This is a genomic window from Synechococcus sp. H55.8 (assembly GCF_047462375.1).
Lineage (GTDB): Bacteria > Cyanobacteriota > Cyanobacteriia > Thermostichales > Thermostichaceae > Thermostichus.
This window is the reverse complement of sequence record NZ_JANSJC010000008.1, coordinates 42,830-66,346: the sequence shown is the minus strand read 5'-3', so window position 1 is coordinate 66,346 and position 23,517 is coordinate 42,830. Positions and strand designations below refer to the sequence as shown.

Genomic DNA, 23,517 nt, shown 5'->3' with positions numbered 1-23,517 from the left:
AAGGTTAGATCCAGATTGGAGCCATTGTAATGCTGAAATGTACCACCCGCCACGTTCACATCTTTGCCGGCGAGGTTACTGCCGACAACAACTTTGTGCCCCGCGACGATCTGCTCACCCTCGATGTGGATCCGGATAACGAGCTGGTCTGGAACGATGCCGCCCTGCGGAAGGTCTATGCCCGCTTTGAGGAATTGGTGGAAGAGTACAGGGGCCGGGATCTGACCGAGTACAACCTACGGCGCATCGGGTCTGACCTGGAACACTTCATTCGCTCTCTCCTCAAGCAGGGGGAGATTGCCTACAACCTGCAGGGGCGTACTCCCAACTACAGCATGGGCTTCCCCCAGATCCCTGCCGAAGGGATCGTCGGCCAGTACATCCCCAAAGGCTAGCCCTCTTCGCCCTTCTGGACAGATCTAGCCCATTTGAGTCTGTAGCCCAACTTACTTGTTGTCGGAGCACCGATCCATGTCTGGAGAACCCACCCCTCAAGAGATCACTGGCGAAAAGTCGGCCCCTGTCGAGGTCGCTAATCCTGCTACTGAGGCGACTGGCTCCGCCAAAGCCGCCGCGAAAAAACCGGCCAAGGAAGAGAAGCCTTTTGAGCAACTGATTGCAGAAGACGTGATCCCAGCAACCATCGCCGCTTTTGAGAAACGCGGCGTCAACGATCTGCAACTGCGGCTGGAGGGCAAGACGCTGGTCGGCTCATTTGCCGGCGGCAAGAAGCAGTTTAGCGTCCTCTTTGCTGAGGGATCCCTCAACGGGCCCAAGTTCTTCCGCTGTGCTGTTGAAGGATCCCCGGCCAGCACCCTCGAGTCTTTTATGATCGACGAGCGCCGCGTCGACGTGAACCTGTTTGTTTTCTATCTGGTGCAGCGCCTCTACGCCCAGCAGTGGTATTGAGGGATCCAAGCTCCTAGATAGCCCAGCCAAATCGCGCCTGTTCTGCCAGAAGGGATCCCTATTCGGGGATCCCTTTTCGCTGAGGCGGGGGATGGGCTAGCGAAGCCAAAAGAGATTATCTTTTGTGAAGAAAAGTAAGGCGGTGCTACGGGAGATCTCGAAATGTACATCGTGCAGATTGCGTCGGAATGTGCCCCCGTCATTAAGGCGGGTGGGCTAGGGGATGTGGTGTACGGCCTCAGCCGGGAGCTAGAAGTGCGGGGGCACTGTGTCGAGCTGGTTTTGCCCAAGTACGACACCATGCGCTACGACCAGATCTGGGGCTTGCACGATGCCTACCGCGACCTCTGGGTGCCCTGGTATGGGGGAGCCATCCACTGCTCGGTGTACTGCGGCTGGGTACATGGCCGCCTTTGCTTTTTTATTGAGCCCCACTCCGGCGACAACTTCTTCAATCGCGGCTGCTACTATGGTTGCCCAGACGACAACATGCGCTTTGCTTTTTTCAGCAAGGCAGCTTTGGAGTTTCTCCTCAAAAGCAACAAGCGCCCCGACATCATCCACTGTCACGACTGGCAGACAGGACTGGTGCCGGTACTGCTCTTTGAGATCTACAAGTACCACGGCATGGAAAACCAGCGGGTATGCTACACCATCCACAACTTCAAGCACCAGGGCTTTGGCGGCCCGGAAATTCTTTGGGCCACTGGCCTCAATCGGGAGCCCTATTACTTCCACTACGATCGTCTGCGAGATAACTTTAACCCCTTTGCCCTCAACTTTATGAAGGGCGGGATCGTCTTTTCCAACTTTGTCACCACGGTTTCTCCCAACCACGCCCTGGAAGTGCGATTTGGCGATTACGGCTATGGGCTGGGTCACACGCTTTATTTACACCAGCACAAGTTTCGCGGCGTCCTGAACGGCATCGATTACGATATTTGGAACCCTGAGATCGACCGCTTTATTCCTTTTCGCTACACAGCGCAAACTTTGGAAAACAAGGCCAAAAACAAAAGAGCCCTGCGGGAACGGCTGCTGTTGCAAGATGTCGAAAAGCCGATTGTGGCCTATATCGGACGCCTCGATGAACAGAAAGGCGTGCATCTGGTGCACCACGCCATCTACCGCTCCCTGTTCAAAAATGCCCAGTTTGTTCTCCTGGGATCCGCCACGGAGCCGGGGATCGGCGCCTGGTTTGCCCATGAGAAACGCTACCTCAACGACAACCCCGACGTTCACATCGAGCTGGGTTTCAACGAAGAACTTTCCCACCTCATCTATGCAGGGGCAGACATCCTGGTGGTGCCCAGCCACTACGAGCCCTGCGGCCTCACCCAGATGATCGGCCTCAAGTACGGCACAGTTCCGGTGGTGAGGGGCGTGGGCGGCCTGGTGGATACCGTTTTTGACCGCGACTACGACAGTTGCAAATTGCCTGAGCAACGCAATGGCTACGTGTTCTACCACACGGATCACGCAGCCCTAGAGTCGGCGCTGGATCGGGCCATCGACCTGTGGTACACCGCCCCCGACCAGTTTCGCCAACTGCAGATCCAGGGCATGAGCTACGACTACTCCTGGAACTACCCCGGCAAAGAATACCTGGAGATCTACGACCAAATTCGCCACCGCTGGTCCTGACCAACATCCCCCCGGCGGCCACCAGCGATCCCCAGCGATCCCAGCCCTTGACCGCGAGGGGGAAATGCTGGACGATAGGTAGCAATGCTGCTCTTAACCTTCCCTACAGATTGATTGCTGGGGAAGGAAGGCTTGCTCCCTTATCTTCTCCCACCTGAGGATCCCTAGCCGCCATGATAGGCTATCTTGCCTTGGTACTCCACGCACACCTGCCCTTTGTGCGCCACCCCGAGCAGGACTTTGTGCTGGAAGAAGAGTGGCTCTACGAAGCCATCACCGAGACCTATGTCCCGCTGCTGCACATGTTCGAGGGGCTGCGGCGAGATGGCATCGACTTTCGCTTCACCATGTCTCTGACGCCGCCGCTGGTGTCGATGCTGCGGGATCCCTTGCTGCAGGAGCGCTACGACCACTATCTAACCAAGTTGGAAGAGCTGGCCCAACTGGAGTACGACAAGAACGCCACCAACGGCCACATTCGCTACCTAGCCGAGCACTACATCAAGCAATTTGCCATGGTCCGCGATCTCTGGGAGCGCTACGACCGAGACCTGGTGCGGGCCTTCAAACAGTTTCAGGACAGCGGCAACTTGGAGATCATTACCTGTGGCGCCACCCACGGCTACCTGCCCCTGATGCAGATGTACCCGCAGGCGGTTTGGGCGCAGCTGATTGTGGCCTGCGAGCACTACAACGAGCACTTTGGCCAATGGCCGCGGGGGATCTGGCTGCCGGAATGCGCCTACTACCAAGGGCTGGAGCGGATGATTGCCGATGCTGGCCTGCGCTACATGATCACCGACGCCCACGGCCTGCTCTACGCCAAGCCACGGCCCCGCTACGGCATGTACGCCCCCATCTTTACCGAGACCGGTGTTGCCGTCTTCGGTCGGGATCACGAGTCTTCCCAACAGGTGTGGTCGGCGGAGGTGGGCTACCCCGGGGATCCCGTCTATCGCGAGTTCTACAAAGACCTGGGGTATGAGGCCGACTACGAATACATCAAGCCCTACATCATGCCCAACGGCCAGCGGAAAAACACCGGCATCAAGTACCATCGCATCACGGGGCGCAACCTAGATCTGGGGCAAAAGCAACTTTACGATCCCTACTGGGCCAGGGAGAAGGCGGCAGAACATGCGGGCAACTTCATGTTCAACCGCCAGCGACAGATCGAATATCTGCACAGCGTCATGGGGCGCCCGCCGCTGGTGGTGGCTCCCTACGATGCTGAGCTGTTCGGCCATTGGTGGTACGAGGGCCCCTGGTTTTTGGATTTTCTCATTCGCAAGAGCTACTTCGACCAAACCACCTATCGCATGACCCACCTGGCGGAGTACTTGCGGGAGAACCCCACCCAACAGGTGTGCAAACCGGCCCAATCCAGTTGGGGGGCGCGCGGCTTCCACGAGTACTGGCTCAACCCCACCAACGCCTGGATCTATCCCCACTTGCACAAGGCCACCGAGCGGATGATCGAGCTGAGCCGCCGTGAGCCCGCCGATGACCTGGAGTGGCGAGCCCTGAACCAGGCGGCGCGGGAAGTGCTGTTGGCCCAATCTTCCGACTGGGCCTTCATCATGCGCACGGGGACGATGGTTCCCTATGCCGTACGCCGCACCAAGTCCCACCTGCTGCGCTTCAATCACCTCTACGAGAAGATCCAAGCCGGCCAGTTGCGGCGAGAAAAAGCCACCCCCGAAGACGAGCAGTGGCTGGCCAAGGTGGAATACATGGACAACATCTTCCCCAACATCAACTACCGAGTTTACCGGCCCCTCTGAATGTCCCCTGTATTTCTCGGGATCGATCTGGGCACTTCGGGGATGCGGGTGGTGGCCCTCTCCGAGACAGGGGAGGTGGTGGTCAAAAGCGAGCGCTCCTGGGATCCCCCGGAAACCAATCCAGGCCGCTGGCTGCGCACCCTGAAGGCGCTGCTGGGCCACCTCAAAGCTCAACTGGGGGATCGCTACGCCATTGCCGCCCTCAGTGCCTGCAGCACCTCGGGTACAGTGCTGCCGGTGGACGGGCGGGGCATGCCGCTGGATCAAGCCTGGCTGTATTCCGACCTGCGGGGCCAGGCCCAGGCCCAGCGCCTGGGGATCCCTGCCAGTTGGGGGCTCGGCCGCTGGCTGTGGTGGGCAGAGGCCCATCCCGACCAATACCGGGACAGCTACCTGGCCCATCCGGCGGACTTTCTCCTCAGCCAACTGGGGGGCCGCCGGCGGGTAACCGATCACACCCATGCCCTCAAGAGCGGCTTTGACCTGGAAACCTACACCTGGCCGCGGGAGCGGCTATCTCAGCAGGGCCTTGATCCCAAGCGCTTTCCTGAGGTGGTGGCGCCAGGAACAGTTCTGGGAACGGTGCGGCCTGAGTGGGAGCTGGGGCCAGAAGTGCTGATTGCTGCCGGGATCACCGATGGCTGCGCCGGGCAACTGGCAGCAGGAGCTACTCGCTTGGGGCAGGTTTCCACCAGCCTGGGCACAACTCTTATCTTCAAGGCCAACAGCCCTGACCCTGTGCAAACGCCGAGTATCTATTCTCATCTGCACCCCGACCGCAGCGGTTGGTGGCCGGGGGCGGCCTCCTTTTGCGGCGGCGGCGTCCTGCCCCACTTCTTTCCCGGCGGCGACTTTGCTGCCTTGGATCGGCAGGCGGAGGCCCATCTGCCCACGGGCCTAGTCAGCTATCCTCTCTGCCGGCCCGGCGAGCGTTTTCCCATCCTGGATAGCGAATTTGCCGGCTTCTTGCCCCAGGCGGAAGTGGGATCCCTTCGCTTTTATGCAGCTCTTTTGGAAGGGGTGGCGATGGTGGAGCGGCTGGGGCTGGAAACCTTGATTGCCCACGGGATCCCAGTGCAAGAGCCGCTATTAACCACTGGCGGCGGCTGCAAAAGCCCCCTCTGGCTGCGCCTGCGGGCCAGCATCCTCGCCCGCCCCCTGGCAGTGGTCAGGCACCCGGAGCCGGCGGTAGGGGCAGCCATCCTGGCCGCCTCAGCCTATTGGTGCTGTTCGGTGCAGCAGGCTGCCGATCGCTTGGTACAGGTGGAACGCCTCATCCAGCCGGATTCCGAGTGGGTCAAGGCTTATGCCGAGATCTACTCGGAGTTCCGTAGCCGCCTTTTCTAGGGAGTTTCCAATTTCTTTTCTTTATCTTTTCCAATTTCTAGGGATCCCCCGAAGAGCTAACCGCTCGCCTCCCCTCTCCCACTGGGAGAGGGGCCAGGGGTGAGGGAAGTTGGATCCCCCCGAAGGGGAACCGATCAGCGGCTATCAGGGTTGCCCGACTGTGGTCTAGTTTCCAATTTCTAGGGATCCCCCCGAAGGGGAACCTACCCGCTGGCGGGGGGAAGAGAGTGCCTATGATGAGGTGTTTCCAATTTCTAGGGATCCCCCCGAAGGGGAACCACATTGGTCAAAGCACTTTACTATGTAAACCAACTGGTTTCCAATTTCTAGGGATCCCCCCGAAGGGGAACCAAACCGAAATGCCGCCGCCCCTGGCAGTGGTTAGGTAAGGTTTCCAATTTCTAGGGATCCCCCCGAAGGGGAACCAGGGTGGATTAGTCTCTCACCACCCTTCACAAATCTATGGTTTCCAATTTCTAGGGATCCCCCCGAAGGGGAACCAGCGACTTGGAAATCCCCGTCTACCCCGTAGACGAGGGAACGTTTCCAATTTCTAGGGATCCCCCCGAAGGGGAACCGTTGCCATGGAGTTCCTGCCACCCCACATTGAAACTCAGGTTTCCAATTTCTAGGGATCCCCCCGAAGGGGAACCTCTACCCTTATTAAACCCAAGCGGGGCAAGGAATGCAAGACCCATTTGCGAGGGGGTCGGTCGAAGACGGCAAAAAAGGGCCTGGAAGAGGGGGGTGAGAGGCCTGAAAGCCTTGTGGCGCAAGGCATCGAGCGGGTCAACGAAAGAATCGGCCTTTGCGGGATTTGGCGAGGCGCTCGCGGAGCCGCTGCTACCGTTTTTGTGTTGCTTTGCCAACACAGCTAGCTTGAGGATCCACGTAAGGGGCCGACAACGGTTTTAAAGGGGATGCTGCATCAGCCAAAAGCCGGCGAAAGACTGGGCCCGGAAATCGCTTTGGATGGCGAGGAAGTGGATCCCTTGGGCTTGGCGTTGGCGTTGGGCAAAGCCTTCTGCTTCCGCTTGCAGCTTTTCATCTTTTAGTTGCGCAAACAGGTAGCAATCGCTGAGGCCAGCCTCGAACAGCAGCCGTCCCTCCGCCACCGTCAAGTAGGCAGGCTCCATACCGCTCAGCCAGGCTGCTATGGGCAGCGCCCGCCGCGAGGCAATCACCAACCCAGGAATGATTGTGTCAGGCGCCAGGGCCTCCCAGTTTAGGGGGAACAGCTCGCCAAATTCCATTGGCCAGGTCTCGGCATCCCGCAGATCCCCGGCCCGCAAGGTAACGAACGCCCAGCGCTCCCCCTGCAACTTGTCCGGCAGGGGGATGGGATCCGGCGGATCCGTCTCCACCGGCGGCTCGGGGCTGTAGGTAAATTGGGTTTCCTGAGGGTAAACCTGCTCTGCCCGTTCCCGCATCCAGGCCTTGAGGGCATAGACGCGGCGGCTGGGCAGCATCGGGATCCCAACGGCGTTGCAGGCCCGTTGCAAAATGGAGCTCATGCGGGCGCGGAAGACGCGAATGGCCGAAGGGGGCTGGGGGGCCACTTCCAAATAGCTGCGCAACTGTTGGGCCACCCAGGTGCTATTGACCTCTTGGTTGCTGCAGTACTGGGCCTGGCGAAACTGGCCGCTGGCATCGCACACCAGCAGCTCCCAAACCCGCCGCTCCTGCGCATCCCGCAGCGGAACGGCGTTAAAATCCATCTGCCAAATGGGGCCGCGCGCAGGGCCTAGGGGTTGAGTGGCCAAAGGATCCCTCCTGTTCGCGCTATGTGCCACTTTCGCCACCACCTGAGTGGGCCGAGGGGTGTTCCCGCGAGCGGTGCGAAGCCTCATCCCCGACCATGGCCCATTCCCGCTCCCCGAAAATGGCGGTGGTGTGGCGGTAGTGCTTAAACTCCAGCAGGTTGTAGAAGGGATCCTGCAAAAAGAAGGTGCCGTGCTCCAGGGGGGTGCCGACAAAGCGCCAGCGCGGCTCCTGATAGAAAGGCAATCCCCGTGCCTGGGCCCGCTCAGCCAGCGCCTGCCAATCTGCTTGGGCAGGGAAGATCAGGCCAAAGTGGCGGGGGTAGATGCCCCGCTGGGGCCTCAGCTCTTCCTGGGTGAGGTGGGCCACCAGTTGATGGCCATAGAGGTTCAAAATGACTGAAACAGGCGTTTCCCGACCGATTTGGCAACCCAAGCCCTCGCCGTAGTAAGTCTTGGCCAAGGCAATATCGGCAACGGGAAAGGCCAGATGAAAGCGGATGGGTTCCATGGGCTCTCTCGCAAAGCAGCCTGCTCGACTCAGGATCCCTGCTCTTTATCAAGGTAGGCGATTTTGGAACGGCTGCTGCCAGGTGGGATCCCTTCTCAGGCCCAAGCTGTACGCCTTTGCGCAGGAGTGCCAACCGCTCGGATGCTATAACACTAGCTAGTGTGTAATCCGCTCGCGTCAGCGGGACGGAGTGGCCGAGTCTGCAACAAGAGAACTCGGTGTGTTGAGAGGTTTGTAAGAAGGGGCAATCTTGGCCATGGCCAGCATCTGGGTTGAACAGCGCCGCCGCGAGGACGAGTCGCGCGATTTTTTTTGGATGGTGGCGCTGTCCTTGTTGCTGCATGCGCTGGCGCTGCTGGCCTTGCTCTACTGGAGTCGGTTTTGGCCGCTTCGCCAGGAAGAACAAAAAGCCATCGAGTTTATCCTTCTGGAGCCAGAAGATCTCAAGCCGCCGGAAGAGGCAAAGCTGGTTTCAGAAGTGGATTCCCGCGATGGGGGCAAACGGGCGGAAGCCCCTCCTTCCCAGGGCAGTCCACCCCAATCCCAGGCTGCTCCTCGCCAGGAGGCTCCCCCACCCCCTCCGCCCCAACCCCAGCCGCCGCAACCACAGCAGCCTGCCCCTGTGCCACCACCTGCCCCGGCGGAAGTTGCCCTGGCCACTCCTAGACCTACCCCACCCCCCACACCAACTGCGCCTCCGGCTCCTCCTCGGCCTGCGGCAACCCCAACTGCAGCCCCACCTCCGCCCACCCCAGCCCCCCGACCCACTCCCACCCAGACCCCGCCGCCCGTGGCGGCTGCTCCTCCTGCCACGCCGGCTCCCACGCCTCCCCCCACCGCCGAGCCTCTACCCGTGCAGCCCAGCGAGCGGGCTTCGGATCTCAGCCAATTGCAGCCCGTTGCGCCTGCTCCCCAACCGCCGACGGAGGTTCTCCCTGCTGAGCGGCCCTCCGATTCTTCCCAGTTGGGGCCGCCCATCAGCGCTTCCGCTCCCAGTGATGGGGCTGGGATCCAGGGCAGAGGAGCCAGCGGCTTGGCCAACCCCACCCAGTCGGCTCCCAACCCCCCCAGTGTGGCGGCGCGGGCCAATGTGGATTGGGGCCCTTGGCTGGCAGCTTTGCAACGGAAAGTGGAACAAAATTGGATCCCAGGGCAGACCGGCACTTCCCGCCGCACGGTGGTGATCTTCACCGTGGGTCGAGCCGGCGACCTACAGAGCATTCGCTTAGGGCGCACATCTGGCAGCCAACAAACCGACGACGCGGCGCTGACGGCGATTCAGCGGGCGGCACCCTTTTTGCCTCTGCCTGAAGCCTATGAGGGCAACTCGGTGACGATCAACTTCACCTTCGACATCAACGTGTTGGGACAATTAACCGTAGGTGGATCGGCTAACTGACAACGGCCTCACGGTGCTGCCTCCCAAAACGTCGCAGCAGAACTGCAGGGATCGCTCCAGCTTGTCAATTGCGGATCATGGCAGGGACAGAAGGCACTGGACAAGCTCGGAGAATCGGCGACGGTGCGTTTATCCTAGTCCTTGATTCTTAGAGATCCGTTGATGGGCACAACTTCCCTGCAGCGCACCCCCCTGTTTCCCTTCCATCAAGCCTTGGGGGCGCGGTTTGTCTCCTTTGCCGGCTGGGAAATGCCCCTGCAGTACCAAGGGGTGGTGGCCGAGCATCGAGCGGTGCGGGAGCGGGCGGGCGTCTTCGACATCTCCCACATGGGCAAGTTCGAGCTCTGGGGGCCAGAGCTGGGATCCCACCTCAGCCGGCTGGTGCCCAGCGACCTGGCCGCCGTTCGGGCGGGATCCGCTCGCTACACGGTTTTGCTCAATCCGCTGGGGGGCATTGTGGACGATGTCATCTTCTACCGGCATCCACCGCAAGGGGAGCTGGAGCACTGGAGCCTGATCGTCAACGCGGCCACCCGCCACAAAGATAGGGAGTGGCTGCAGCAGCAGGGGATCCCTGGGCTGGAACTGCAGGATCACACCGAGTCGCAGGTGTTGCTGGCGGTGCAGGGGCCGGCAGCGGAAGAGGTCCTTCAGCCCTTTTTGGCGGGATCCCTGAAGGCTTTGCGCCGCTTTCAACACGGGCAGTTTGCTCCTCAAAAAGGGGGATCCTCAGGGGCAAGGGTCTTTGTGGCCCGCACCGGCTACACCGGAGAAGACGGCTTTGAGATCTTGCTTAGCCCCCCAGAGGGCTGCTGGCTCTGGGAGCAACTGGTGCAGGCAGGAGTACAGCCCTGTGGCTTCGGCTGCCGCGATACCCTGCGCCTAGAGGCTGCTTTTTGCCTCTACGGCCAGGACATGGACGAGAGCACGACTCCCCTGGAAGCTGACTTGGGTTGGTTGGTCAACAATCCAGGGGACTACATTGGCAAGCTGGCCCTCGAACGTCAACGCGAGCAAGGGATCCCGCGTCGCCTGGTGGGGTTTCGCCTATTGGATCGAGCCATTCCCCGCAGCGGCTATGCCATCTACGCTCCCAACTCCCCTGAGCCGATCGGGCGGGTAACCAGCGGCAGCCATTCTCCTACCTTGGGCTACGGCATTGGCCTGGGATATGTGGATTCAACTTGGGCCAAGGTGGGATCCCGGCTGGAGATTGAGATTCGGGGCCAGCGCCGGCCCGCCGAAGTGGTAAAAAAGCCCTTCTACAGAGGGGCAGGCTCCGGTTAGCTTGGGGAGTTGAGCTGTCTGCCGGCCTTGGGGGTGGAGTATTCCTGCTGCAGCCGCCGCAATTTCCGCAGGGCCCGCCGCTCAATTTGCCGGACTCGCTCCCGCGAAAGACCGATGTGCTCCCCGATCTCCCGCAACGTCAGGCCCTTCGACCCATCCAGCCCATAGCGGGCCACAATTACCTGCTGCTCGCGTTCGCTCAGTTGGCCCACCAGAGCGCGCACCTCCTCGCAATGGGCAACCCGGTTCAGATGTTCGACCGGATCGTTGTCCTCGTCGGGGATAAAATGTTGCAGCTCGGTGCCGTCTTCGTCCCCTACTCCCACATTCAAAGAACGCATCTCCGCCATGTGGCGGGTGATCAGTTCGCGGTAGTTGTCGCCAATATCCAGCGAATCGAAAACTTCCTCTGCGGCAGGCCGGGATCCCCTTTCGGCGGACAGCTCGCGGTAGCGCCGCTTCACCTGGGAGACCTTCTCGTACATGTGGGCGGGCAGCCGGATCAGGCGCCCCTTGTTTTGGATGCCGCGGTTCACGCTCTGCCGGATCCACCAGGTGGCGTAGGTGGAGAACTTGTACCCCCGCGTGGGATCGAACTTTTCCACGGCGCGAGTGAGGCCGATGGTGCCCTCCTGAATCAGATCCAGAAAGGGCAGACCGCGGTTGCGGTAGCGCTTGGCAATCGACACCACCAGGCGCAGGTTGCACTCCACCATGCGCTTCTTGGCGGCTTCCCCCTGCCGCAGGATCTGCTGCAGCTCCTCTAAAGGGATCCCCAGCCGTTGGCTCCAATCCTCCAGCGACTCGTGCTGCCGCCGCTGCTCCAGAAGGGCCATCATCCGCTGCACTTGGTGGGCCAGACGCAGTTCTTCCTCGGCAGTGAGCAACGAGTAGCGCCCAATGATTTTTAAGAAACGCCCCACTGCGTCTTGCAGCTCAAGATTTTCCGACATATCCAACCCCACACCATAAGTTGATGCCCTGTCAGAATCTTCTCTTCTGCTGTCGCGTCAAGCTTTCTTCCCACTAGGAAGCCGACCTTGCTGCAAACAGCACCTTATTCATATCAGCACAAAAGCATTCTCGTAAAGGCTCTAACCTTAAAAAAATTGAGCTGATGCCGAGTGTTCGACTCACTAAATTTGTTGAGCCTGATTCACTAGACTCTACCAGTAGTGTATATTTTCCTATTTTGACGGACAGTAACCCCACGGCAAGGAATGCCGGAGAAATCAAGCATCTTATAAATCTAAGTTTAAAACCTAGATAGCCTGAGGAAAAATATTCTAGATTTTGGATGAGTTTTTAATTGCTAAATTGGATTTATTGGAGACAAGAAAAATTGTTTTTTATCTGATTCGTAGAACCGGAGATGGCTATTTTTGCTTGCGGGATCATCAGAAAAGCTTTAGTCGTTTCAAATGGCAATGAAACGGTTTGTGATGTCAATCTCTAACTCTCCTCCCCTAGAGGCAGAGAGGCTAAAGGTGAGGCGGGTTTCCCTTGGGAGAGAAGCCAGGAGCGCTTGGGAAGTGTCTCGACCGATTTGAAATGGCCATTACTTGGCAAGGAATAGAACAATTCATGGGTGCGCTTTTGGAACACCCTGAGGATGAGGACGACTTGCTGGGGAACAGGTCTGTGCCTCTATCCCCAAATCTAGTGGAAATTATCGTCGTTATTCGATTTTAGACACTAGCAGCGGAGTCGGGATTTTTGTATCACCCTATCGCTCAACTGAGAGGATCGGGCTGTGGAGTCCCGGGGGGAAAAGCCGCAACCCCTGCTGGCGCACGCGTTGCTCCTGCAGCGGGAGAGGAGTGATGCGCGGCAAAGGCGTAGCCTCAGGTTGAGGTGTTGGAGTGGGAGCAGGCGTAGGCAAGGGGCTAGGTGTTGGTTTCGGCGTGGCCACTACAGCCGCTGGGGTTGGCACAGCAGGTGTGACCTCAGCCGGGATCCCTTCTGAGGTGGGACGGGGACGCCGGAGTTGAAAGCGCGGCTGGCGACGTGGTGCAGGAGTGGGCGTCGGCTCTGGTGTAAGAGTGGGTGCCAGCGTTGATGTCGGTGTTGGTATTGGTTCTGGCGTCGGCGTCGGTGTGGGCTGGGGCTGCACAATGGCCAGGGCCTCTTCCGCTTTCAGCTCGCCGCGGATCAGCTTGGAGAGAGTGTCTTGGCCGCCGGGGGTGTAGGTGATCTCGCGGGCAGCGCTGTTGAACACGTTGCGGATGGGATCCCCTTTGCTGTCCACCAGTTCCACCACCATCACATTGCGACCGGGCCTCAAGCCCTTCAAGTAAAAAGACTCCCAGCGATCCAGCAGGCCAGATTGGCCGTTGAGGGTGTAGCGGATGCGCCAATCCCGCGGCAGGTCGGTCAGCAGACTCTCGCGTACCGGGGCGTTGGCCAGCCAAAAGTCCACCAGGATCGGCTCGGCACCGTAGCTGCCGGTGGGGCGGTTGTAGGTGAGCAAAGGCAGGTGCGGCTGCGGCACGTATTCCGGCGTAGGCGCTAGCACATGGAAGCTGACTTGGGCGTAGGCCTCGGAGTTTTTAAAGCTCTCGTGCCAGGGCTTGCCGGCAAACACCCGCAGAGTATGGGATCCCGGCTCCAAATCCTCAAAAACAAGGGGAGCATCGGCATCGTAATGGGCGATGTAGGGCCGGTTGTCCAGCACTACGTGCAAATGGGGGCCGAGGCCCAGTTGCGGATCCTTAAAAAGGGGGTACCCCTGCACTGCAAAGCGAACGGTTACTTGCCGCTCCGACAACACCTCACCCGGCTTAGGGCTGAGGATCTGCACCCGCGGACGGCAGTGCTCCAAGTGGGCATCCAGCTTGGCAATCTCCGGCGGCACTGGTACCCGCTCGAGCTGAGGTAGCTGTTCCTGGGGCTGTTCAGGCGGGGATCCACCGCAAGCGACCAGCACAAGAGCTGCCACCAGAGCCATCCACCATCCCCATCTCCAGGTTCTGGCCTTTCCCGCGTGTCCTTGCATGAGCCTCACATCCCAACACTTTCGGTATCCTGCCGAGCAGCAGATAAGCCATCCCCACATTACCAGCATGTGTCCTTTGGGGAAGATCCCCTCCCCCACCCTAGAATGGGATCAGCGGTCTGGCCCAAGCGGGGTCAGGAGAACTTTTGAGGTCAGGTATGGCTTGGTTGGCGATAACGGCTTTTGCAGGCTTGGATCTAGCTCAGTGGCAGGCTTTGCTCAACAACATGGCCTTTGCTGTCTGTTTGGGGGCCATGCTGTTTTACTGGGGGGGGGCAGCGTTTCCCCAGGTGCAGCTTCTGTCTGAGCTGGGCTTGGCGGGGATGATCGGGGCAAACTTGACGATCGCCGCCCTGCTGACGGCCCGCTGGATCGATGCCGGCTATTTCCCCTTGAGTAACTTGTACGAGTCTTTGTTTTTCTTGGCCTGGGGGATCACCACCTTGCACCTGCTGGCTCTCCACTGGACTCGTAGCCGTTGGGTGGGGGTGACGACCGCCCCGCTGGCGACAGGCATTGTGGCCTTTGCCGCCCTGGCCCTGCCGGAAGATATGCAGGCGGCCCAGCCACTGGTGCCGGCTTTGCAATCCAACTGGCTGATGATGCACGTAACTGTGATGCTGCTGGCCTACGCAGCCCTCTTGGTGGGATCCCTTTTGGCCATCACTTTTCTCATCGTCACCCGCGGCCAGGAAGTTCAGTTGAAGGGCAACTCCCTCGGCCTGCAATTTCGCCCCTCTCAGCCTGCAACCCACCCGGAATGGACAGAAGCCACCCTGCCATCTCCTGCTGCAGAACTGGTCTACGCCGGGATCCGCTCCCCCCGACCGGCTGAACCTCTTCCCCAACCGGCACCCAACGAAGCGATCGCTTGGCAACGGCTGAGCCTGGCGGAAATCTTAGACAACACCAGCTACCGGCTAATCGGGCTGGGGTTCCCGCTGCTCACCATCGGCATCATTGCCGGCGCCGTCTGGGCCAACGAAGCCTGGGGTACCTACTGGAGCTGGGATCCCAAAGAAACCTGGGCTTTGATTACCTGGTTGGTCTTTGCCGCCTATTTGCACGCCCGCATCACCAAAGGCTGGCAGGGCAGGCGCCCCGCCCTCTTGGCCAGCTTGGGCTTTGGGGTGGTTTGGGTGTGTTATCTGGGGGTGAACTTTCTGGGCAAAGGCTTACACAGCTATGGCTGGTTCTTCTGAGATCTCTCGGGCCAACAAATCAACCCCCGTTTGTGGGTATTCTGGTGCTGGCAAGCCGTCGTGGATCCCTCGAAGGAGAAAATCATGCAACTGTTCAACTACCTGATCCTGTTCTCGGCCCTCCTGGGAATCGCTCTTTTTGCCATGCAAAACGCCACCCCGGTCACGATTAACTTCGCCCCCGGAGTCAGCATCGAAAGCCCGCTGGTGATTGAACTGTTGGCTTCTGCCGGGATCGGGGCCGCCCTTGCCTGGCTGTATAGCCTCTGGATGCGTGTCCAGTTCAGCATCGAAGCCCGCGAAAAAAATCGGCAACTGCAGGAGAAGGAAGTCACCATCACCGAGCTCAAGGAAATGGTGGTGGAGCTGGAAGCCAAAGTCAAGCAACTGCCCCCCAGCAAGCGCGCCGAACCCCAAGAGGACATCCAGGAGGTGAAAGAAGTGGCCACCGAGGGATCCCCTGCCTAGAACTGCCCCGTATGGATCCCGTCGATCCCCAAGCGGTTGGGGTAGAATTGAACTTCTGCTTGCTTCTCTCACCAGCTCATCACTTCCTATGCAGGTCACACAAGAAAAACGCCCTGGCAGCCGGGTTGGCCTCAAAATCGTGGTAGAAGCGGACCAGGTGAAGCGCTCCTACGAAAAAACCTTGCGCCAACTGGAGCGGAATATCCAGATCCCGGGATTTCGCAAGGGCAAGGCCCCCCGCAACCTGGTGATGCGCCAGGTGGGCCGTGAGCGCATCATGGCCAGCGCTGTGGATGACTTGATCAACGAGGCCATCCAACAGGCCTTCCAGGAAACTCAGCTCACCCCCATCAGCCGCTTCGAGCTGGATGAGGAGGTGGGGCAGCTCTTGGCCCAGTTCAACCCGGAAGCCGATTTCAGCTTCTCAGGGTATGTGGAGGTGTACCCCGAAGCCCGCGTCGGCCAATACAAAGGTCTAACCGTCACGGCCACCCGCGTCACCGTCAAGCCCGAACAGGTCGACCAGCTCATCGACCGGTGGCGGGATCAGCGGGCCACCCTCCTGCCCGTAGAAGATCGGCCCGCCCAGTTGGGGGATGTGGTGGTGATCGATTTTCAAGCTCGCGACGCCGAGGGCAATCCCCTGGAGGAGATCGCCGCCCAAGACTTTCAGTTGGAGCTCAAAGAGGAGAACTTCATCCCCGGTTTTGTGGCGGGCGTTGTCGGCATGCAGCTCGACGAAACCAAGGAGATCACAGCCACTTTCCCCGACGATTACTTCAGAGAAGAGTTGGCTGGAAAAACGGTTACCTTCACCGTCCATCTGAACGAGATCAAAGCCAAAGAGCTGCCCGAGTTGAACGATGCCTTTGTGCAGGAGATCAGCAACTTTCAGACGGTGTCCGAGCTGCGGGAACACCTGCAAAAGCGCCTCGAACAAGATGCTCTGAGACAATCTGAGGAAAACCTGGAGACGGCCATCCTCAACGCCATTTTGGAAACCACCGAGGTGGATCTGCCGGAGACCCTAGTCGAGCAAGAAACGACACAACTGCTGGCCCAAAGCCTTCAGTCGCTGCAGCAGCAGCAAGGGGTCACGCCGGGAGAGATCCGCAAGCTCTTGTCCCAAATGCCGCCCGAAACCCTTAACCAGTTGATGGAGCGCTACCGGCCCGAGGCCATCAACCGGCTGCGGCGCACCTTGGCTCTCAGTGCCATCGTCCGGCAGGAGCAGATTGCCGTAGGCCCCAACGAATTGGAAGTCGAAGTGGAAGAGGTGATGGCGGCCTATGCCCAGCAAGGGCAGAAGCTGGATCGGGAGCGAGTACGCCAAGTCGTTCACGAAGATCTTCTGACCAACAAAGTGATGGCCTGGCTGAAGGCTCAGACCACAGTCAACTGGGTCGATGGCGAGGGGAATCCCACCCAGGCGCCCACTTCTTCGGCGAGCTCAGAACAGAGGGTTACAGTGCCAGAGGCGGAGTTCGAGTCCGAGGGGCCAGAGGCAGTGGCAGCCTCTTCAGAGACGGCCACGGACGCTGACGGAGAAGCGGCAGACGAACCGACTCTAGCTGTAGAAGTATCCCCTGCCGAAACTGTCTCCGCCTCTGCGGTCGGCTCGGAACTCGAAGTGACAACCCCGGTTGAGGAGACAGCAGAAAAGCCCAAGCCAAGCAAAAAGGGCAAAAAAGGCAAGTAAGCGAACAACCAGGTCTGTGCGGGGGGGTTTTCTGACTGGAAACACTCTGCTCAAAAGAAGGGGGACGAGGCAGCCACATCTAGTGTTCTAAGATGCAAAAAATAGATATCTGACACCGCGGACAGTGGCAGAGGGAAGCGTTTGGGGTTTATCCTATTCGCAGCATCTGCAAGAGGCCAGGCCGCCATGAAGGGAGTTGCGCGTGCAATTGGAGCGGGGGGAATGGTCGTGGCACTTGCTGGGATCCTTCCCATCAGGGTGATGGGTCAGGCAGGCTTGCCGCCGGTGCCGGTCATCCCGTCTGTTGAGGGGCCGATGGTTGAGCCGGCTCCTTCCCCTCCTGAGAGCTCGCCTTCTCTCCCTTCTCCGCCAGTAGGCCAGGATCTGCGCTACTTAGTGGGACTGTTCATCAACGAGTCTTTGGGGGCGGGCAGCCAAGCGGCTGCAGTCAGTTACCACGACCTCTACACCCGCCTCTTGGCCCGCACCTACGGGGATCCCCGTCCCCCCATCGAGGTGGAGCAGGAGTTGATCCAAGAAATCTTGCGGGAGTATGGGGATCCTGCCGATCGGTTTTGGAATGCGCAAGCTTTTAAGGACTTGCTCAACCGCCCTCGCCCGCCCGTCCAGGCGCGTGGGATCGGCCCGCGCCGGGTTTATTTGGCGGTGCCGGAGCTCACCCCTGCCACCGCTCAGCAGATCCGCCAAACCCTCTACACCCAAGACTACAGCCAGGGCATAGTTCTCGATCTGCGCGGATCCGTGGGCTATGACCCGCAAGTGGTGGCAGATGTGGCCCGCCTGTTTTTGCCCCGCTCCATTCAACCGCTGCTGATTACCGAAGACCGCTTTGGGCAGCCCACCCTCTGGAACAGCGAAAATTTGCCCATTGCCGCCGGGATCCCGCTGGCGGTTCTGGTGGATGGCAACACGCGCCAGGGGGCCACCCTCTTGGCTGCCCAGTTGGGCTCCAGCGGTAGCACCCTTATTTTGGGGCAGCCCACCCAAGGCAGCGAGCGACAAACCCGCTTCTTTGCCCTTCCCTCCGGCGCGGCGGTGGAACTGGCCGTAGCCACCTGGAAAACGGGAGATGGTCGTTCCCTAGCGCAGGGTTTGGTGCCCTTGCAAAGGGTAGAGGGAGATGAGAACGCCTGGCTGAGTGCCGCCCTGGAAGCGCTGGCCCTGCCCCCTCGCCGCCCCAGCCCCCCACCCCGCCCCACCGTACTGGTTCAAGAGGGCCGTGTCGGCCGTTTTGTCCTAGGCATGGATACCCGCAACGTCGATACCCACCTCCTGGGCAATGTGGATCAGATCCCAGCGGCCTCTGGGGCCAACGTCTTTCAGCCCAACAGCGACCTGAAGATCTTTTACCTGCAAGATTACATCCTCTTTACCTACCGCCATCCGGGCATTGTGGATAGCTTTTTTGCCAACCGCATCTACACCACCCACCCAGAAGCTATGACCGGCGAAGGGATCCGCATGGGCTCCACCTACTCCGAAGTGATCGCCGTTTATGGTGGGCCCGGCGAGAACGGCTACAACGAGGTGGTGCCCTATCCCAAGGGAAGCCGAGAATATCTGCGCGACGATCGCTACTACGTCAACTACGATGCCTTGGGCCTGGCTTTTACCTTTGCGGCGGGATCCAACCAGGTCACTGCCATTGGCCTGTTCAAACCAGGGAGCTGAAAGGGGAAGGAAAAAGTTAATCGATTGTTAACGTTTTTGTCCCAAGACCTCAACATTGCCCCGAGCAATGCGGTAAATTAGTGCAGCAGCCCCCGCAAAGGGGATTTTTTGTGCCATCCACGGACTGTAGGAGAAGCTCTTGGCAAACGTTGTGGTTGTCGGTGCCCAGTGGGGCGACGAAGGAAAAGGCAAGATCACCGACCTCCTCAGTGAAAAGGCGCATGTGGTCGTCCGCTATCAAGGTGGGGTGAATGCAGGACATACCCTGGTGGTGGGGGGCCAAACCTTCAAGTTGCACCTGATCCCCTCCGGCATCCTCTACCCCGACAAACGCTGCATCATCGCCAGCGGCACGGTGATCGATCCTGAGGTGTTGCTGGCGGAGATCGACCAACTGCACCAACTGGGGATCTCCACCCACAACCTGTACATCGCCGAAACCGCCCACGTGACCCTGCCCTACCATCGTGTCATCGACGTGGCCGAGGAAGAGCGGCGCGGCATCTATAAGCTGGGCACCACCGGACGAGGCATTGGCCCCACCTATGCCGACAAGGCCGAGCGCATGGGCATCCGCGTCGTGGACTTGATGTACCCCGATCAACTGCGGGAACGCCTCAGTTGGGCCATTCCCTACAAGAACGTTTTGCTGGAAAAAATCTACAACCTGCCCCCGCTGGATCCCGAGCCGATCATCCAGCAATACCTGGCCTACGCCGAGCGGCTGCGTCCCTACGTTACCGACGCCGCCCTGCTGCTCACCCAAGCCATCGAAGATCGGGAGAACATCTTGTTTGAAGGGGCTCAAGGCACCCTGCTGGATCTCGACTACGGCACCTACCCCTACGTCACCTCCTCCCATCCCATTGCCGGTGGCGCTTGTATTGGCGCCGGGATCGGCCCCACCAGCATTGACCGGGTGATCGGGGTGGCCAAAGCCTATACCACCCGCGTTGGGGAAGGCCCTTTTCCCACCGAGCTCAAAGATGAGATCGGGGCGTACCTGGGGGCAACCGGCGCCGAATTTGGCACCACCACCGGACGACAACGGCGCTGCGGCTGGTTCGATGGCGTGATCGGGCGCTATGCGGTGCGGATCAATGGCTTGGATTGCCTGGCCATCACCAAGCTGGATGTGCTGGACGGCTTGGATGAGATCAAGGTGTGCGTGGCCTATGAGTACCAGGGGCGGGAGATCCGTCACTTCCCCAGCGATGCCCGTGTCTTTGCCCAGTGCAAGCCCATCTACGAAACCCTGCCCGGCTGGAAGTGCTCCACCAAAGACTGCCGCTCCATCCAAGACCTGCCCCCCGAAGCCCATGATTACCTGAAGTTTTTGGCGCAGTTGATGCAGGTGCCGATTGCCATTGTTTCGCTGGGGGCCAGCCGCGAGCAGACGATTATTGTCGAAGATCCCATCCACGGCCCCAAACGTGCTCTTCTCTATCCCAACGGTGGCAAGCGCATCCACGCCCTCATGCCCGATTGAGGGAACTTGATATAACTACAAATCAAAAGTTGTTTCCTCTGGATTTTGAACTTTGTCTTGAGCTAGGTTTGCTTCTCGCTGCTGCAGTTGGCGGATTTGGGAGCGCACGTGGAGGGCAACTTGCAAAGCGGCGTCCAAAAGCCGCCCCTGCTCACCGGCCTGCTCCCTCACCTGCAGGGCGGTCAAAGCCGCCAGATTATCTCCGAAAAGCTCACTCTGCTGCTCGATCAGATCCTCGTTTTGCCGCAAAATCCGCTCCGTTTTCAAAGCGCGGATCAGATCTGTCCGCGTCAGCTTCAAAGCCTCGATTACTTCAGCCCGCTGGGCCAGCTTGACCTCGGGGTTGCCGGCTTCCACCAATTGGTCGTTGAGGTGGATGGCTTGGATGATCCGGTTGTAGCGATCTACTTCCTCCAGCAAGTTCAACAGCAGCGGCAGGCGGCGGCTGCGGAAAATCCAATAGGCTTGGCCCAAAGCGGCAATGGCTGCCAGGATCCCCCATTCCACCAGCCAAGTGCGCCAACTGCTGTACAGGCCGGGGATCCAGATCCGCCCCAGCAAGGTCAGCAGGGATCCCCCTGTCCAAAAGGTCAAGAAACGGCAGCAGAGATCCAGCACCAACAACAGGCGCAGCAGATCCCAGAAGGCGGAGAACTGGCGCAGCCAGTCTTTCCAGCGGCGGACGGGCCGAGGTCGGTACAGCCAAGCTACGGGCACCCCAGAAAGACTTTGCACTTGAAAAGGAGAAATGACCAGCTCCTGTAAATCCCGCCGCATCGCCATTGCCGAGTGTTACAAATTTCTCCCATTTTACTGAGACTGTTCTCCGGAAGGAGACTACCGGCAAATCTGGGTAAGATTAAGATCTGCTCTGCTATTTGGGTCTTCACGACCTTGTGCCGGCAGCAGGTGGGGATCGGCTTGCGGAGCAACAACGGGTACAGCTTTGGGAAAGAGGAGACAAACAGGGTGAGCAGTCAACTGCGCCAACTGAAGGCCCATCTCGCTGAACCGGAAAACTTTGCCCTCTACGGGCAGGTGATCTATCCTACTCCTGACGACAAACCCTTCGACGGCCAAGATGCCCAGTTGGTTTTGAATCAGGGGCAACCCCGCTTCTACCTCATGCGCTTGCCCCGCCGTGGCCTTCGGTTCACCCAAATAACTCACCACACCCGTTGCACCCAGTGTCTGGGATCCCTGCACAGCAAGGAGTGGTTTATCGCCGTCGCGCCGCCTGCCGACGAGCTGCAAGTGGATGAGATTCAAGCTTTTCGGGTGCCCGGCGACCGCTTTATCAAACTGGAAATGGGCACCTGGCATGCCGGCCCCTACTTCGACCACGAGGAGTTTATCGATTTCTACAACCTGGAGCTGGCCGACACCAACCTCACCGACCACGAGACAATCAACCTGCTCCAGACTTACAATCTGGAGTTTCAGATCATCCCTTGAGAAAGGGATCCCTTCAGGCAGATGATGGGCAAATCATGTCAACGTGAGCAGTCCGATTCAGCGGCAAAAAGCAGATTCATCCACGCAATCTTTACGCTTGAGCGCAGAAAAAGGTACGCGGATCCGTCGCAGCACTAATGGTGGCGATGGAGAATGAACTTAGGCTCTATCTCTAGTGGGTGGGGCCCAGTTGGGCCGGCATTCCTTGCCCTGTTCTCAGGTTCTGCTCTTGTCGGCACAAGCCCTGGCACGGCGACCGGTTTGGCCAGGTGATAAAACAGGGTCAAGCTCGGTACTGTTTTGGAGATCTGCTGCGATGGCTACACTCCAACCCACCCAAGTGACCCGCCAGCTCTCGGGGGCCCTGGCCCTGTTCCTGTGCCTGGGGCTGCTGTCTGCCTGCGACGAGGGTAGCAGCAGCACCGTCAGTCCCCCCAGCCTCACGCCCACTCCCACCCCCGCCAGTCGGTAAGCCTACAGGATCTTGCATGCCTTGGCAGCGGCTGCCCAGTTTGCAGCAAGTCTGGGCAGGGGTGGTTTTGAGTCTGCTCTGCCTTGTTCTGTTGGCCGCCTGCGGCGGCAGGGGGGAGGGATCCCTTACTGCGGTGGGGCCCCCGCCGGCGGGGGAGCTGCCCATCGCCAGCTTCATGTGCCAGTTGGATCGCCAGACCCGCACCTTTGCCGGCCCCATCTATGCCGAGCAGCCGCAAGTTGCCACTTGTGATCCCGGTCGCCTCACCCCGGCAGCAGCCCAGAAGATGATGGATCGGCTGAACTTTCTGCGGCTGTTGCACGAGTTGCCGCCGGTGGAGCTCAATCCCGAGTTCTTGGAGGCCGCTCAGCAAGCGGCGCTGCTGCAGGTGGCCAATGGCGCCCTCAGCCACGAGCCACCCCCCTCTTGGCGTTGCTTCACTCCTGCCGGGGCGGCGGGATCCCGCTTTGGTAACTTGGCGATCGGCCCGATTCTGGAGCTGAACGGCCCCGACCCAGGGCGGGTGCTGGCGCGCCAGGTGGACATCTACTTTGCCGAGCCGGGCCGGGAAAACTTCGTGGACGTGGGGCATCGCCGCTGGAACCTCTATCCCCAATATGCCCAAGGCGCCTACGGCATCGTCTTTGACCCGCGGGCCGGACGGGTGACCCAGGCCAATGCCAATTGGATCTTCGGTTTTGACGAGTCGGTGCCGGATCCAGAGTTTATTGCCTTCCCGGAGAGGGACGGCTATCTCTACCGTCTGGAGGGATTTTCCGGCCAGCCCTTATCTGCCTACCGCTGGTCTTTCTCGCTGCCCAGCCGCGGCGGCCTGTCTGACCTCAGCCAAGCCCAAATCCGCATCACCGATGCCCTCACCGGCGAACTGGTGCCTGTTGGAGATATCCGGGTTGGGGATCCCGCCTTTGGCCTGGAAACCCTCACCTACTCGGTGGGATCCGTTCAGCCCAATCGCCCCTATCTCTTTGAGATCAGCGGCATCCGCCTCAAGGGTGGGCCGCCGCGCACCTATCGCTACACCACCACCCTCTACGACTGCGACCCTCAGGCTCCGCCAAGGCCCGCACCCCTGACCGAAGGGCTGGGGATCCCACCCCGTCTGCTCTGGCAGATGGAGCCTTTCAACTCTGCCAACCCTCTCAACAACTACAGTCATTTCAAATAGTCGTGAAACAGTTCGTCGCGCCGTTATTGCTACGCAATGCTGTCGCAGGTCGCCGCTCTAACTCCCCTCTCCCTTTGGGAGAGGGGCCGGGGGTGAGGGTGGGAGAGGGGCCGGGGGTGAGGGAGCTGTCTCAAGCTAGCCTGGAACGACCATATCTCGACCAGAAGTGAGAAGAAAAAGCCCAACCAAGTAGCGCCAGATCCTTGCCGAGAATCCTT

The 23,517-nt window shown here is 59.7% G+C and carries 20 protein-coding genes and 1 CRISPR repeat array; of the genes, 15 read left to right on the top strand and 5 right to left on the bottom strand.

What is annotated here, in order from left to right; all coding sequences use genetic code 11:
• Nucleotides 1-29: 29 nt before the first annotated feature.
• From NW862_RS05350 to NW862_RS05330, 5 genes are all read left to right on the top strand, one after another.
• On the top strand, nucleotides 30-395 hold the full coding sequence (locus tag NW862_RS05350) for an NAD(P)H-quinone oxidoreductase subunit M (protein ID WP_414426990.1): 366 nt from the start codon (nucleotides 30-32) through the stop codon (nucleotides 393-395).
• 76 nt (nucleotides 396-471) lie between these two features.
• Entirely contained in the window at nucleotides 472-909 is a 438-nt protein-coding gene (locus NW862_RS05345) for a DUF2996 domain-containing protein (RefSeq protein ID WP_414335695.1), read from the top strand.
• Nucleotides 910-1,071: 162 nt separating this feature from the next.
• A complete protein-coding gene (gene glgA / locus NW862_RS05340; protein WP_414335696.1) occupies nucleotides 1,072-2,553 on the top strand; it encodes a glycogen synthase GlgA in 1,482 nt (493 codons plus the stop codon).
• 173 nt (nucleotides 2,554-2,726) lie between these two features.
• Nucleotides 2,727-4,337 carry a glycoside hydrolase family 57 protein gene (locus NW862_RS05335; RefSeq protein WP_414347085.1) on the top strand — a complete coding sequence of 537 codons (1,611 nt, stop codon included), beginning with the start codon at nucleotides 2,727-2,729 and terminating at the stop codon, nucleotides 4,335-4,337.
• Nucleotides 4,338-5,684 (top strand): FGGY-family carbohydrate kinase, encoded by a 1,347-nt coding sequence (locus tag NW862_RS05330; RefSeq protein ID WP_414426989.1) that lies wholly within the window; start codon nucleotides 4,338-4,340, stop codon nucleotides 5,682-5,684. It abuts the gene before it with no gap.
• A 168-nt stretch (nucleotides 5,685-5,852) separates the two neighbouring features.
• Nucleotides 5,853-6,337: a CRISPR direct-repeat array (repeat unit 36 nt; unit sequence GTTTCCAATTTCTAGGGATCCCCCCGAAGGGGAACC).
• A gap of 258 nt (nucleotides 6,338-6,595) precedes the next feature.
• On the opposite strand, the gene NW862_RS05325 is transcribed toward NW862_RS05330, so the two are convergent.
• Complete coding sequence (locus NW862_RS05325; protein ID WP_414369081.1) at nucleotides 6,596-7,447, bottom strand: Tab2 family RNA-binding protein; 852 nt, start codon at nucleotides 7,445-7,447, stop codon at nucleotides 6,596-6,598.
• A gap of 19 nt (nucleotides 7,448-7,466) precedes the next feature.
• Nucleotides 7,467-7,955 carry a VOC family protein gene (locus tag NW862_RS05320; protein WP_414335947.1) on the bottom strand — a complete coding sequence of 163 codons (489 nt, stop codon included), beginning with the start codon at nucleotides 7,953-7,955 and terminating at the stop codon, nucleotides 7,467-7,469.
• A 256-nt stretch (nucleotides 7,956-8,211) separates the two neighbouring features.
• On the opposite strand from NW862_RS05320, the gene NW862_RS05315 reads away from it, so the two are divergent.
• Nucleotides 8,212-9,354, top strand: a complete 1,143-nt coding sequence (locus tag NW862_RS05315; RefSeq protein ID WP_414426988.1) for an energy transducer TonB — start codon at nucleotides 8,212-8,214, stop codon at nucleotides 9,352-9,354.
• A gap of 162 nt (nucleotides 9,355-9,516) precedes the next feature.
• Complete coding sequence (gene gcvT, locus NW862_RS05310) at nucleotides 9,517-10,641, top strand: glycine cleavage system aminomethyltransferase GcvT (protein WP_414426987.1); 1,125 nt, start codon at nucleotides 9,517-9,519, stop codon at nucleotides 10,639-10,641.
• Here the strand turns inward: gcvT and NW862_RS05305 are convergent.
• Complete coding sequence (locus tag NW862_RS05305; protein WP_414335953.1) at nucleotides 10,638-11,594, bottom strand: sigma-70 family RNA polymerase sigma factor; 957 nt, start codon at nucleotides 11,592-11,594, stop codon at nucleotides 10,638-10,640. The genes gcvT and NW862_RS05305 overlap by 4 nt on opposite strands.
• Nucleotides 11,595-12,367: 773 nt before the next feature.
• Nucleotides 12,368-13,588 carry a hypothetical protein gene (locus NW862_RS05300; protein ID WP_414426986.1) on the bottom strand — a complete coding sequence of 407 codons (1,221 nt, stop codon included), beginning with the start codon at nucleotides 13,586-13,588 and terminating at the stop codon, nucleotides 12,368-12,370.
• A 239-nt stretch (nucleotides 13,589-13,827) separates the two neighbouring features.
• Between NW862_RS05300 and ccsB the strand changes: the two genes are divergently transcribed.
• The 5 genes from ccsB (at nucleotide 13,828) to NW862_RS05275 (ending at nucleotide 20,186) form a co-directional block, all read left to right on the top strand.
• Nucleotides 13,828-14,838 carry a c-type cytochrome biogenesis protein CcsB gene (gene ccsB / locus NW862_RS05295; RefSeq protein ID WP_414335454.1) on the top strand — a complete coding sequence of 337 codons (1,011 nt, stop codon included), beginning with the start codon at nucleotides 13,828-13,830 and terminating at the stop codon, nucleotides 14,836-14,838.
• Nucleotides 14,839-14,922: 84 nt separating this feature from the next.
• Nucleotides 14,923-15,306, top strand: coding sequence for a LapA family protein (locus NW862_RS05290; protein ID WP_414335441.1), 384 nt, complete (start codon nucleotides 14,923-14,925; stop codon nucleotides 15,304-15,306).
• 88 nt (nucleotides 15,307-15,394) lie between these two features.
• On the top strand, nucleotides 15,395-17,005 hold the full coding sequence (tig, locus tag NW862_RS05285) for a trigger factor (RefSeq protein WP_414335443.1): 1,611 nt from the start codon (nucleotides 15,395-15,397) through the stop codon (nucleotides 17,003-17,005).
• Nucleotides 17,006-17,227: 222 nt separating this feature from the next.
• Nucleotides 17,228-18,697 carry a S41 family peptidase gene (locus tag NW862_RS05280; RefSeq protein ID WP_414335445.1) on the top strand — a complete coding sequence of 490 codons (1,470 nt, stop codon included), beginning with the start codon at nucleotides 17,228-17,230 and terminating at the stop codon, nucleotides 18,695-18,697.
• Nucleotides 18,698-18,836: 139 nt separating this feature from the next.
• Nucleotides 18,837-20,186 carry an adenylosuccinate synthase gene (locus NW862_RS05275; protein ID WP_414335446.1) on the top strand — a complete coding sequence of 450 codons (1,350 nt, stop codon included), beginning with the start codon at nucleotides 18,837-18,839 and terminating at the stop codon, nucleotides 20,184-20,186.
• A gap of 15 nt (nucleotides 20,187-20,201) precedes the next feature.
• Here NW862_RS05275 and NW862_RS05270 read toward each other — a convergent pair whose 3' ends face one another.
• On the bottom strand, nucleotides 20,202-20,963 hold the full coding sequence (locus NW862_RS05270; protein ID WP_414335448.1) for a hypothetical protein: 762 nt from the start codon (nucleotides 20,961-20,963) through the stop codon (nucleotides 20,202-20,204).
• A gap of 192 nt (nucleotides 20,964-21,155) precedes the next feature.
• Here NW862_RS05270 and NW862_RS05265 point away from each other — a divergent pair, with 192 nt between their 5' ends.
• The 3 genes from NW862_RS05265 to NW862_RS05255 all read left to right on the top strand — a co-directional run bounded on the left by NW862_RS05265 (nucleotide 21,156) and on the right by NW862_RS05255 (nucleotide 23,299).
• Nucleotides 21,156-21,641, top strand: a complete 486-nt coding sequence (locus NW862_RS05265; RefSeq protein ID WP_414335449.1) for an ureidoglycolate lyase — start codon at nucleotides 21,156-21,158, stop codon at nucleotides 21,639-21,641.
• Between the two features lie 316 nt (nucleotides 21,642-21,957).
• Entirely contained in the window at nucleotides 21,958-22,113 is a 156-nt protein-coding gene (locus NW862_RS05260) for a hypothetical protein (protein ID WP_414426985.1), read from the top strand.
• A gap of 16 nt (nucleotides 22,114-22,129) precedes the next feature.
• Entirely contained in the window at nucleotides 22,130-23,299 is a 1,170-nt protein-coding gene (locus NW862_RS05255; protein ID WP_414335452.1) for a CAP domain-containing protein, read from the top strand.
• The last annotated feature ends 218 nt before the right edge of the window (nucleotides 23,300-23,517 follow it).